11 protein-coding genes and 1 other annotated feature are annotated in these 12,013 nt (G+C 40.2%); of the genes, 4 read left to right on the top strand and 7 right to left on the bottom strand.

Going from position 1 to position 12,013, the window contains the following annotated elements; all coding sequences use genetic code 11:
- Window positions 1–276: 276 nt before the first annotated feature.
- The gene (locus tag ACQKEZ_RS00645) at window positions 277–918 is read right to left on the bottom strand and encodes an esterase/lipase family protein (protein WP_427297876.1); all 642 of its coding nucleotides are present in this window, start codon (window positions 916–918) and stop codon (window positions 277–279) included.
- A 222-nt stretch (window positions 919–1,140) separates the two neighbouring features.
- Here ACQKEZ_RS00645 and ACQKEZ_RS00640 point away from each other — a divergent pair, with 222 nt between their 5' ends.
- Entirely contained in the window at window positions 1,141–1,497 is a 357-nt protein-coding gene (locus tag ACQKEZ_RS00640; protein ID WP_427297874.1) for an antibiotic biosynthesis monooxygenase family protein, read from the top strand.
- A 220-nt stretch (window positions 1,498–1,717) separates the two neighbouring features.
- Here ACQKEZ_RS00640 and tyrS read toward each other — a convergent pair whose 3' ends face one another.
- The gene (gene tyrS, locus ACQKEZ_RS00635; protein ID WP_427297872.1) at window positions 1,718–2,986 is read right to left on the bottom strand and encodes a tyrosine--tRNA ligase; all 1,269 of its coding nucleotides are present in this window, start codon (window positions 2,984–2,986) and stop codon (window positions 1,718–1,720) included.
- Window positions 2,987–3,037: 51 nt separating this feature from the next.
- Window positions 3,038–3,274 (bottom strand) — a binding site (T-box leader).
- A 57-nt stretch (window positions 3,275–3,331) separates the two neighbouring features.
- Window positions 3,332–5,056 (bottom strand): acetate--CoA ligase, encoded by a 1,725-nt coding sequence (acsA, locus tag ACQKEZ_RS00630; protein ID WP_427297870.1) that lies wholly within the window; start codon window positions 5,054–5,056, stop codon window positions 3,332–3,334.
- Between the two features lie 154 nt (window positions 5,057–5,210).
- Between acsA and ACQKEZ_RS00625 the strand changes: the two genes are divergently transcribed.
- From ACQKEZ_RS00625 to ACQKEZ_RS00615, 3 genes are read left to right on the top strand one after another with little or no spacing between them, the layout of a single operon-like run.
- Entirely contained in the window at window positions 5,211–5,843 is a 633-nt protein-coding gene (locus ACQKEZ_RS00625) for a GNAT family N-acetyltransferase (protein WP_427297868.1), read from the top strand.
- 29 nt (window positions 5,844–5,872) lie between these two features.
- Complete coding sequence (locus ACQKEZ_RS00620; RefSeq protein ID WP_427297866.1) at window positions 5,873–6,514, top strand: CBS and ACT domain-containing protein; 642 nt, start codon at window positions 5,873–5,875, stop codon at window positions 6,512–6,514.
- Entirely contained in the window at window positions 6,511–7,671 is a 1,161-nt protein-coding gene (locus ACQKEZ_RS00615; RefSeq protein WP_427297864.1) for an acetoin utilization protein AcuC, read from the top strand. The genes ACQKEZ_RS00620 and ACQKEZ_RS00615 overlap by 4 nt, the downstream gene beginning before the upstream one ends.
- A 67-nt stretch (window positions 7,672–7,738) precedes the next feature.
- On the opposite strand, the gene motS is transcribed toward ACQKEZ_RS00615, so the two are convergent.
- The 4 genes from motS to ACQKEZ_RS00595 all read right to left on the bottom strand — a co-directional run bounded on the left by motS (window position 7,739) and on the right by ACQKEZ_RS00595 (window position 11,825).
- The gene (gene motS, locus ACQKEZ_RS00610) at window positions 7,739–8,431 is read right to left on the bottom strand and encodes a flagellar motor protein MotS (RefSeq protein ID WP_427297862.1); all 693 of its coding nucleotides are present in this window, start codon (window positions 8,429–8,431) and stop codon (window positions 7,739–7,741) included.
- The gene (gene motP / locus ACQKEZ_RS00605; protein WP_427297860.1) at window positions 8,421–9,239 is read right to left on the bottom strand and encodes a flagellar motor protein MotP; all 819 of its coding nucleotides are present in this window, start codon (window positions 9,237–9,239) and stop codon (window positions 8,421–8,423) included. Before motP ends, motS begins: the two co-directional genes overlap by 11 nt.
- An 85-nt stretch (window positions 9,240–9,324) precedes the next feature.
- Window positions 9,325–10,326 (bottom strand): catabolite control protein A, encoded by a 1,002-nt coding sequence (ccpA, locus tag ACQKEZ_RS00600; RefSeq protein ID WP_427297859.1) that lies wholly within the window; start codon window positions 10,324–10,326, stop codon window positions 9,325–9,327.
- 422 nt (window positions 10,327–10,748) lie between these two features.
- On the bottom strand, window positions 10,749–11,825 hold the full coding sequence (locus ACQKEZ_RS00595) for a bifunctional 3-deoxy-7-phosphoheptulonate synthase/chorismate mutase (protein ID WP_427297857.1): 1,077 nt from the start codon (window positions 11,823–11,825) through the stop codon (window positions 10,749–10,751).
- Between the last annotated feature and the right edge of the window lie 188 nt (window positions 11,826–12,013).

The raw sequence follows: 12,013 nt of genomic DNA, 5'->3' as shown, positions 1-12,013 counted from the left end.
TGAAAAAAGACCCAATGAGTCCTTTAAAATGAAATAACAAAAAAATATTTTCTACCACCAAAGACTCCAACTTTATTCTCAATTTATACTTCGAAAAACGTAAGTGTGTAAGAGGTTTCCTAAACCTTATCATTCAGATCACTAATGGCACATGAATTTTTTAATATCGGGATATTACACCTTCTATCAATACATTTAGCGGTAATGAATACTCTTCATTTCATAGAAAAGTAGAGATCACATAAAAAAAGACAGCCTATTGGCTGTCTTTTTAATTTAATTCGTATTTTGTCCCCCGCCATTCAGCCCTTCTTTAATCAGTCCGTTGACTTGGCTACTACTTAGTAGACCGATATGACCAACACCATGAATTTGCACATTTTTTGCACCAATTAAGCGAGATAGACTATTGACTACAATTAAATCAGCTGAACTGTAGATAGACGTATACAAGATTTTCTGGTTAGGATCTGTGCCTGGAAGTGCTCTTAAAGATACTAATCCATTCGCACCACCAAGTGTCACGACATTTGCAATTTTGTCTCCACCACCTAGGTTTTTAATATAGTAAAGTGTATTGGCCCCACCCATGCTATGCGCTACGATGTCCACTTTTTTCGCTCCTGTTTTTGTCAGCACATCTTGGACAAATCTTGATAAACGAGGACCATTGTTGTAGTTATTCCCTGTTTTATCCAGAAAATCTATCGCAAATAAACTATTTCGATTCCAGCCCTGTGAACTTAAATAGGTTTTAATAGATGCAAAGTTATAGGATGCGCCACCAATTCCATGCACCATCACAACCGGATTATGTTCTGCTGCGTTTGCCTGCTTTGGCTGAAGTATAAGAGCAGAACCAAATAAGAAGACTAACACTGTCAAGAACTGCAAGCTTTTTCTTGTAAAACTCTTCATTTTATCTCCCCCATGTTCATTTTTTCTGTTTCGATTTTATTCTATTAAAGAAAAACGTGATAGAAAAGTGAACAAGGGACTGTTTGTGAGATTATTTTACAGCACTATAAATAATCAAAAAGCACCTTTGACTTTTTTAAATCAAAACAAAAAGACTATGAGACCTTCTCATAAATTCTTCTTTTATATATAATGTCGATAAACAAAAGGAGGTTCTATTAGATGCTATTTACTCAAACACCTGCACCACCCTACTATGCGGTGATTTTTACATCAAAACGAACAAATTGTGAGCCGAAAGAATACGCTGCTGCTGCTCAACAAATGGAAAATTTAGCGAAAGACCTAGACGGGTTTCTTGGAATAGAAAGTGTACGAGATGAGCATGGTGTTGGCATCACTGTATCTTACTGGCACTCATTAGCAGCAATCAAAGAATGGAAAGAACATACAGCACATCAGCGTGTTCAAAAAAAAGGTAAAACAGATTGGTATAAATCCTATACAACCCGAATTTGTAAGGTGGAACGTTTCTACACAAGCAAAGATTCACTCCTTGAAAAAGAAGAAAACGGATGAGAGAAAAGGGCCCTGTAAAATAGTGAGCCTCTTTTATCAAATCAGCCAAAATCAGTTTTCTCACGACTAGTGATGGATGCTTACTCTGATGAATGTATATCGAGTGATATGGACAAAAACTTACAGTAGTGTTCATCTCGATTCCTACTTCTAAAAAAAAAGAAAAGCACCCCCGACCATTTGGGGTGCACTTCAGTGATGCTTGCTGTTTCAATATGAGTTATTTATACGTCATAAGGAAGTATTTCTTCTTCCCTCTTCTTAACACTGTGAACTGTCCTTCAATGCGATCATCACTTGAAAGTACATAATCTTTGTCTGTTTGACGTTCTCCATTGATGTAAACAGCACCATTTGTGATATCTTCACGCGCCTGACGTTTAGATGGAGATAGCTTTGCTTCCACAAGAGCATCAACAAGTGTGAGTTCCTCTGAAACATCTTTTTCAATAGAAGGTACATCTTTGAAGCCTACTTTAACTTCTTCAGCCGTTAATGATTTGATGTCACCTTTAAATAATGCATTTGAGATGTTCACAGCCTGCTCTAGTGATTCACGTCCATGAACAAGCGTTGTGACTTCTTCTGCTAAACGGCGCTGTGCCTCACGTTTTTCAGGAGCCGTCTGAACTTTTTCCTCATAAGCTGCGATCTCTTCTTTTGATAAGAATGTGAAGCACTTCAAGTATTTCACAACATCACGATCGTCTGTGTTAATCCAGAACTGGTAGAATTCATATGGTGATGTTTTTTCTTTATCTAGCCAGATCGCACCACCTTCTGTTTTTCCGAATTTTGTACCATCTGCTTTTGTCACAAGCGGCATTGTTAAACCAAATGCTTTGGCGCCTTCTGCTTCTGATTTGCGGATGAGTTCTAGACCTGATGTGATGTTCCCCCACTGGTCACTACCACCAATTTGTAGCTTGCAGTTTTCATTTCTGTAAAGGTTTAAGAAGTCTAGAGATTGCAAAATAACGTAACTGAATTCAGTGAATGAAATACCTGTCTCAATACGTGAGCTCACGGTATCCTTTGCAAGCATGAAGTTCACACCGAAATTTTTTCCGATATCACGCAAGAATGTAATCACATCCATTTTGTTGATCCAGTCATAGTTGTTGACGATTACTGCTGGGTTTTTTTCTGCTTCAAAATCAAGAAATTGCGAAAGCTGACCTTTGATTTTTTCTGACCATTCTTGCACAATTTCCGCTGGATTCAAGGAGCGCTCTGCCTTTTTGAAGCTTGGATCACCGATCAGTCCAGTTGCTCCACCGACAAGTGCAATTGGGTGATGACCCGCTTGTTGGAATCTGCGCAATGTTAAAATTGGCAAAAGATGTCCAATGTGTAAGCTATCAGCGGTAGGATCAAATCCTGAGTATAATTTAATGTTTTCTTCTGCTAATAATTTCTTTAAACCTTCTTCATCCGTTTGTTGCTGAATTAGACCTCTGTACGATAATTCTTCAATTAATTGACTCATGATCAAAATCTCCTTTTCCATTTAAACATAAAAAAACGTCCCTTCGATAAACGAAGGGACGATATAAATCGCGGTACCACCCTGCTTAAAAGACAAAGAAAATGTCTTTTCACTCTCATCTGATAACGGATATATCCGTTCTTTCACTACTCGCGGAAGTATACATTCCCCTTTCGTAAAAGCGGTTCGTGAGGGTAATTCAAACATCTTTTTGTACTGACTCACACCAACCGCCAGCTCTCTTAGACAGGGAAAGATCGTTCTACTTATCTCAGTCGCAACCTTTGCATATTGAACTAACACATTTTTATCACACTTTCTTTTAGAAGTCAACTTAGGAAAGATTTAATCCTCCATTGTGGAAAGATCGCCAGCTGGGAGATTAAGTTCCCATGCCTTCAAGACACGTCGCATAATTTTACCACTTCTTGTTTTTGGCAATTTGTCTTTAAATTCAATTTCTCGAGGTGCAGCGTGTGCAGCAAGGCCTTTTTTAACAAACGTTCTGATCTCTTCTTTCAGCTCATCTGTCGGCTCATAGCCGCTTTGAAGTGCAATAAAGGCTTTAATGATTTCACCACGGACAGGGTCTGGTTTTCCAATGACACCCGCTTCCGTAATTGCTGGATGCTCAAGCAACTTGCTCTCCACCTCAAATGGACCAACACGCTCACCTGAGGTCATAATGACATCGTCTACACGTCCCTGGAACCAGAAATATCCGTCTTCATCCATGTATGCCGAATCTCCTGAAACATACCAATCTCCCGGCATAAAATAAGATTCATATTTTTCAGGATTGTTCCAGATTGCGTGCATCATGGCAGGCCACCCTTTTTTAATCGCGAGATTCCCCATTCGATAAGGTGGAAGTTCATTGCCTGCGTTATCGACAATCGCTGCTTGAACACCTGGAATCGGTTTGCCCATTGATCCTGGTTTAATGTCCATACTTGGGTAGTTACAGATAAGCTGTGCACCGGTTTCTGTCATCCACCATGTATCATGAATGCGTTTTGCAAAAACTGCGTCTCCCCAGCGGACCACCTCTGGATTTAAAGGCTCACCCACACTCAGTACGTGTCTTAATGAGCTAAGGTCATACTTTTTAATCAAATCATCACCAGCGCCCATGAGCATACGGAAGGCTGTTGGCGCACTGTACCATACGCTAACACCAAGCGATTCAATTGTTTCATACCAAGTGTCTGGATTAAACCGTCCACCTAAAATCACATTGGTCGCTCCGTTTAGCCACGGGGAAAAAATGCCGTACACTGTGCCAGTGACCCAGCCTGGATCAGCTGTACACCAGTAGACATCATCTTCCTTCAAGTCTAACACCCATTTACCAGTTTGTGCCTGCTGAACCATCGCTTCATGAACATGCAATACGCCCTTTGGTGTACCTGTAGAGCCAGATGTGTAATGAAGCAAGTACCCATCCTTTAAATCCATCCATTCAATTTCAAGCTCTTTTGCCGCCTTCTGCTCAGCTTTTAGATAATCAATCGTTCTCACACCATCAATGGGTTCAGTTTGCTCACCAACAATGATGACTGACTCTAGTTTTGGCAGCTCAGCAAATGGAACACGCTCTAAAAGTTCAGGTGTTGTGACAATGACTTTTGCTTCACTGTTTTCTAAACGATCCTTTACTGCCCCTTCCATAAACGCTTCAAATAATGGTCCAACGATTGCGCCTATTTTTACTGTGCCAAGCAAAATAAAATAGAGCTCAGGCGATCTTGGCATAAAAATAAATACCCTGTCACCCTTTTGAACATGCGCCTCTTCTCGTAAAACATTTCCTGCCTTGTTTGTTTTCACTTTCATATCTCTAAACGTATACTTTTCATCTCGCAGTGAATCCCTGTAGTGAAGTGCCACCTTGTTTTTTCGAAACGAGTCCGCGTGTCTGTCAATCGCTTCATATGCTGCGTTTACTTTTCCAGTATCATACCAGGAGAAATTTTTCCTTGCTTCCTCCCAATTAAACTCTTTGTATGCCTGATCATAATCATTTAAATGATAGTCCCCTTTTACTGATGATAGCGTTTCCATTTTCATCAAACAGTCCCCCTTTGCATACGTTTACAATGACTATTATAGTATAGATGACTTTTTTTCTCAATTTTTAAAAAACTCTAGTGAAACCGTTTTAATTTCTTCAAGTTTTAAGATAGAATAGAAACGACTCACTAGAATTTGAGGCGGTGGATACGTGGAGCATCCTAAAACTTATTATTCAAAAACAATTGAGCGAGAGACGGGCGATATTTTCATTGAGGGACCTGTACCCCCAGACGAACTAGCCACCTATACTTTTCATGAAGGACTTACTGCTTTTCGTTCACATGAAGAACAAAAGCAGGCACTTGTTGAAATTGCAGGCCTTCCTGAAGGACGTATCATCATTGCAAGACTTGGTCAGCTTGTTGTAGGCTATGTGACGTTCTTATATCCAGACCCGCTTGAGCGATGGTCAGAAGGAAACATGGAAAATTTAATTGAACTTGGCGCTATTGAAGTCGCTCCCCCATTTAGAGGGTGTTCACTTGGCAAGCATTTGCTCGATATCAGCATGATGGATCCGCAAATGGAGAAATATATCATCATCACAACTGAATATTACTGGCATTGGGATTTAAAGGGGACAAAGAAAAACGTATGGGATTACAGAAAAATGATGGAGAAGATGATGAACGCTGGTGGTCTCGTCTGGTTTGCGACAGATGAACCTGAAATCAGTTCGCATCCTGCCAACTGTTTAATGGCAAGAATCGGTCGTGAGGTCAGCACCGATTCAATTGAGCGCTTTGATCGCCTTCGCTTTCACCAGCGCTTCATGTATTAACGTTCTTTTGGCAAAGGGGATTGGTAAACTTGATTATTGAACAAATTATGCAGCGTGATGTCATCACCTTGCGAAAAACCGATACAATTGAGGCAGCAATTGAGAAAATGAGCTTACACCGTATTCGTCATATTCCAATTGTATCTGAACAAGGATCTGTTATCGGAATGGTCACAGACCGTGATATTAAAAGCACCAGTCCAAGTATTTTTGAAACAGAGAAACGGTATCAATTTATTCAAAAGCCAGTTGAAGAAATCATGGTCGGAGAGACAGTGACTGCTCACCCACTTGATTTTGTTGAAGAAATCTCAAGTGTCTTTTATGAGCACGGTATTGGCTGTCTACCAGTCGTGAAACGCGGAAAGCTTGTGGGGATGATTACAAAAACAGATTTACTTCGTACCTTTGTGAGATTAACCGGCGCAGATCAGCCTGGCTCTCAATTAGAGATTGAAGTGGAACAGATAACAGAGGACCTAGCAAACATTACTGCCATTCTAAAGGATCATCATATCCAAATCCTGAGTGTTCTTGTTTATCCACATGCTAACGAGACATCAAAAGTGCTAGTGTTCCGGCTTAGAACCATTCATGCCGATAGTGTCATGAAAACGATTCGAGCAAAAGGCTATAAGGTGCTGTGGCCAATGGAGCAGACACTCAAATGAAGGATGCCATTTTCGTTTTTTCACCTTCTTTTCAAACGTACCAATTTCATCAAGATCATCCCTTCAACCAGCTTCGTGTTTATTTAACATATGATCTTCTTCAAATGGTGAACGCCTTAGCAGAAGAAGATATCGTTCAACCAAGGATGGCAACCATCGATGAATTAAAGCTCGTGCACACCTCTGATTATATTCATGCTGTTCAGCTTGCAAGCGAAGGCAAGCTCCCTATAGCAGAAGGCGAACGATATGGGATTGGAACAGAAGACACACCTGTGTTTGCAGGTATGCATGAAGCTGCTTCCCTTCTCGTTGGTGGGACGCTGACTGCCGTTGATCAGGTAATGATGGGTAAGGCACGACATGCCGTGAATCTTGGAGGTGGCCTTCATCACGGCTTTAAGGGACGCGCCTCGGGTTTTTGCATTTACAATGACAGCTCGGTTGCAATTCAATATATCCAAAATCGCTACAATGCACGCGTATTATATATCGATACAGATGCCCATCATGGTGATGGCGTACAATTTAGCTTTTATGACGATCCCCATGTTTGCACCGTATCCATTCATGAAACTGGGCGTTACTTATTTCCTGGAACAGGACAAGTACAAGAAAGAGGGCATGACAAGGGCTACGGGTATGCTTATAATATTCCGTTGGATGCTTTTACAGAAGATGAGTCCTTTCTTGATGCTTATCGAACCGCAGTGACAGAAATTGCAGCATTCTTCAAACCAGATGTCATCTTAACGCAAAACGGAGCAGATGCTCATTATTATGACCCACTCACCCACTTATCCGCTACAATGAAAATTTACGAAGAGATTCCAAAGCTTGCGCATGCACTTGCCCATCAATATTGCGATGGCAAATGGATTGCAGTTGGCGGTGGTGGATATGATATTTGGCGAGTAGTGCCAAGAGCATGGAGCAGAATTTGGCTTGAAATGAAAGGCATTGAACCTCAAACATCCATTCCACAAGATTGGATTGCCAAATGGGAAAAACAATCACCTGTTTCACTTCCGTCCTCTTGGTCAGATCCTGACGATTTATATGATCCGATACCAAGACGAGCAGAAATTACTGAAAAAAACGCACAAACAGTTGAAAAAGCGCTTCTTCCTGTTAGAAGAGAAAAGAAAAAGGCATAAAAAAAAGACCTAAAGTGGTCTTTTTTTATGTACGTAAGATCAAATAAATGTTCACGCTATGGCTACATTATTTGGCAATGACAATCTCGACTCGCCGATTTGCTTTCATGCCACGCTCTGTTTCATTTGATTGAATTGGTTTTGTCTCGCCATATGCAATTGCCCTAAAACGTGTTTGCTTTAGCTTTTCTTCTGAGGTGAAATATTGGATGACACTGCTTGCCCGTGCAGCTGATAGCTCCCAATTGGATGGGTATTGATAGGTGGAAATAGGTCTTGAATCGGTATGACCTTCAACATTGATCTGATTCCCAAGGTCACCTAAAAGTTCTGCAATTTGATGAAGGAAAGGTGTAGCCTCTGGCAAAATCTTTGCTTCGCCAGAATGAAATAAAACCGCTTCCTGTAGTACAAGCACAATGCCTCGTTCGTCTCGTTTTGCCATCAATTTATCATGTAGATGATGTTTATTGATAAATGCATTGACCTTTTTTAAGAGGTCTTCTTGCTGCTCCTGCACCGATGCGTCTTCCTCTTTTTTTATACCTGTTTGGTCTGGCAGAATGCCATCTCCATTGTTTTGAAAAGAATGGACAGCCTTCTGAAATTTTTGAAGGTCAATTTGAGACATGGAAAACAGTAAAATAAAGAACACGAGAATGAGTGTAATCATATCCGCAAACGTTAATGTCCATGGTGGTGTTCTTTTCGATTGGGATAGACCCTTTCTTCTTTTTCTACGTTCTGCTCTAAGCTTCATTCGAATGCTCACTCGCTTTTTCTATCTTGGGTGCATCCTGCATCCATTCATGACGAGATCCGAAAACAGATAGCTCGCTCTCAAGCTGCCTCGGGTTTTTCCCTGATAGAATACCAATAATTCCTTCAATCATCACTTGCTTCATAAAGATTTCATGCTCTGTTTTTTCTTCAAGCTTCGACGCAATCGGAATAAAAAACATATTGGCAAGGAGTGCCCCATATAACGTCGTCAATAAAGCAACTGCCATACTAGGCCCCAATGTATCTGGGGAAGAGAGATTTTTAAGCATGAGGACCAAACCAACAATTGTTCCAATCATTCCCCATGCAGGTGCATATTCGCCTGCTTTTTCAAATATTTTTCTTCCTTTACGGTGACGCTCTTCCATTGCGGCAATTTCTGCATCTAATACACTCCGGATGGTCTCTTCATCCCAGCCATCAATAGTGAGCATCAGCCCTTTTTTTAGAAATGGGTCTCTCATATCAAATACATGTTTGTCCAAAGTTAAAATGCCTTCTTTTCTCGCTTGATCTGAAAGGGACACAAATGCTTTGACAAGCTCTTTCACTTCTTCATCATCTTGTTTGAATGCTTGTTTGAAAATAAGCGGCATCCGTTTGATTTCTCTGGGGGCAAAACTCACGCAAAGCGCTGCAAATAACCCACCGGTCACGATCAGAAAAGAAGTCAAATCAAGAAATGACAAAAACCCACTGAGGCCTGCCCCTGATAAAATACCGATTGCCACAATTACAATGCCCAAAACAATACCAATAGGTGTTAAGTAGTCATATCGTCTCATATCAAACTCTCTCCAGCTCAAGGTAAAAGAAAGCAAGACATTCACAAATGAGATCGTGAAGCCTGCTTTCTTTTCTTGTTTTATCTTATTTAGTTGATTGTCTTAATTCAATTCGATGAGGCAATTCAACAATTTGTTCGTCCACTTCTTCTTTGTTCATCAGCTTCGTGAGAAGTCGCATCGCAACTGCACCAATATCATAAGTTGGCTGAACAACGGTCGTAAGCTGAGGGCGTACCATTAAGGATAATCTAGTGTTATCAAAACCAATGACTTCAAGATCATTCGGGATCGACACGCCACGGTCTTGAGCTCCGTGGATGACACCAAGTGCCATTTCATCTGTTGCGGCAATCACAGCAGTTGGTTGATCTTCCTGCTCAAGTAAGCTTGCCAACGCTTCAATGCCTGAATCGTACGTGTAATCCCCTTCCATGACAAGTGCTTCATCTAGAGCAATTCCTGCTTCTTCAAGAGCACGTTTGTATCCATTCAGCTTCTTCACAGAATTAATTGGCTCTGAAAGTGGACCAGATACAAAAGCAATCCGCTTATGTCCTTTTTCTACTAACAAATGAACAGAGTCGTAAATGGCTTGTTCATAATTAATGTTGACTGATGGCGTTTTCGCCTGTTCTTCCACAGATGCAGCCAGTACGATAGGTACAGGAGAGCGCTTAAATTCTTCTACAAGCACATCTGTAATGTTCCCGCCCATAAAAACGATCCCATCTACTTGTTTGCCTAGCATTGTATTCAGAAGGTGAAGTTCTTTATCTGTGTTCTGATCAGAGTTGCTCAAAATAATATTGTACTTATACATCGTCGCAATATCTTCAATGCCTCGAGCTAACTCTGAATAAAAAATACTCGAAATATCTGGGATGATCACACCAACAGTTGTCGTCTTCTTACTGGCAAGGCCACGTGCTACTGCATTCGGGCGATAACCAAGACGATCAATTGCCTCAAGCACTTTCTTTCTAGTTGTTGGTTTGACATTTGGATTTCCGTTTACAACACGTGATACCGTTGCCATACTTACATTTGCTTCTCTTGCTACATCATATATTGTAACATTATTCACATGAATCACTCCTTCAATTACACTTCCATATCTATAGCATTCACCAATCATATAAAGACATGTCAGATACGATAAAATAATATCCTATTTATCATTAGAACGATGAAAAGAGACACATAATTTTTCAATCTACATCAAAATTACGTTCTTTTATGAAATTATACACGTTTTTTCGTCATATGAAAACGTTCCCTTTCTTTTTATAATTAAATTAAACAAACTTTAATATGCGTGTTATCTGTATAATGAATCATATTTGTCAAAAATTCGCGTTGACTACAGGTATGACAATGATCTTAGCAGAGTCTGCTGCTTTTTAAAAATGAAAACATTGTGAACAAACTATTTTTTAAACGTGGATCTACTCACTTGTTTTGACACAAAAAAAATCACCGGCTTCGTATTCCGGCGATTTTTTATTTTTATGCGTAAATGTTAACAAGTGGTTTTAAGTCGTTTAACCACTTCTCGAATTGTGGAATATCCATTTGCTGAGCAGAGTCAGAAAGTGCTACTGATGGATCAGGATGTACTTCTGCCATGACACCATCTGCGCCAATCGCAAGTGCAGCTTTTGCAGTTGGAAGAAGAAGATCTCTGCGTCCAGTTGAATGCGTCACATCAACAAAGACTGGCAAATGTGTTTCTTGTTTTAAGATTGGAACAGCAGAAATATCTAGCGTATTTCTTGTTGCTGTTTCATATGTGCGGATACCACGCTCACAAAGGATGATTTGATCGTTACCTTGAGCGATGATGTATTCAGCTGCATTAATGAACTCTGAAATAGTTGCTGCTAAACCACGTTTTAGAAGAACTGGCTTTTTCACAGAACCTGCTTCCTTAAGCAGTTCGAAGTTTTGCATGTTACGTGCACCAATTTGGATGACATCAATATGTTCAATAGCTTCTTCAATGTGGGCAGGATTGACGATTTCACTGATCACAGCTAAACCGTATTCATCTGCTACACGCTTTAAAATTTTCAGTCCATCTACACCAAGACCTTGGAAATCGTATGGGCTTGTGCGTGGCTTAAATGCACCACCACGAAGTAATTTAATTCCTTGTTGTTTGGCAGCGGCTGCTACTTCAGCCACTTGCTCGTAGCTTTCTACTGCACAAGGTCCAACGATGAAGCGTTGTTTACCATCACCGATCGCTTCGCCATTAATGTTCACAATTGTATTTTCAGGTTTCTTCTTACGAGATACAAGAAGCGCTTTGCTGTGATCATCTTCTTGAAGCTCTAAACCTGCTTTGAAAATTTCTTTGAAAATGTGTTGAACGGTTGAGTTTTCGAATGGTCCATTGTTTTGTTCAAGAATTTGATTAAGCATTGTACGCTCTCTAACAGGGTCATAACGGTTGACACCTTGCGCCTCTTTCGCTTTTCCGATCTCTTTTACAATGTTCCCTCTTTCATTGATCAGTTTTAAGATTTGAAGATTTAGTTCATCTGCTTGCTGTCTTAATAGATCTAGTTCATTGTTGCTCATTTTTGTCATCCTTTCTTTTTCCATCTCTCGCTTTTTCATTTTGTCATTTTCGGATTTGAAAATGAGTAGGTTTTTTTATGATAGGGTCTATTATAAACAAAGATTTCGGAATTGTCACGAAATATTCTTTATTACCCAAACGCTTTTAAGCGGTAAAGTATTATGTGTTTGATTATAGCATACTTTTC

The sequence above is a fragment of the Bacillus sp. NPDC077027 genome (assembly GCF_050269555.1).
Taxonomy (GTDB): domain Bacteria; phylum Bacillota; class Bacilli; order Bacillales; family Bacillaceae; genus Bacillus.
The sequence above is the reverse complement of the archived record's forward strand: the minus strand, read 5'-3'. Positions and strand labels throughout refer to the sequence as shown.

Bases quoted from the DNA above. Each gene is read 5' to 3' on its own strand.
- acsA (WP_427297870.1), bottom strand. From the start codon at position 5,056: ATGAAAATGGAAACGCTATCATCAGTAAAAGGGGACTATCATTTAAAT.
- ACQKEZ_RS00640 (WP_427297874.1), top strand. From the start codon at position 1,141: ATGCTATTTACTCAAACACCTGCACCACCCTACTATGCGGTGATTTTT.
- ACQKEZ_RS00595 (WP_427297857.1), bottom strand. From the start codon at position 11,825: ATGAGCAACAATGAACTAGATCTATTAAGACAGCAAGCAGATGAACTA.
- ACQKEZ_RS00645 (WP_427297876.1), bottom strand. From the start codon at position 918: ATGAAGAGTTTTACAAGAAAAAGCTTGCAGTTCTTGACAGTGTTAGTC.
- motS (WP_427297862.1), bottom strand. From the start codon at position 8,431: ATGAAGCTTAGAGCAGAACGTAGAAAAAGAAGAAAGGGTCTATCCCAA.
- motP (WP_427297860.1), bottom strand. From the start codon at position 9,239: ATGAGACGATATGACTACTTAACACCTATTGGTATTGTTTTGGGCATT.
- tyrS (WP_427297872.1), bottom strand. From the start codon at position 2,986: ATGAGTCAATTAATTGAAGAATTATCGTACAGAGGTCTAATTCAGCAA.
- ACQKEZ_RS00615 (WP_427297864.1), top strand. From the start codon at position 6,511: ATGAAGGATGCCATTTTCGTTTTTTCACCTTCTTTTCAAACGTACCAA.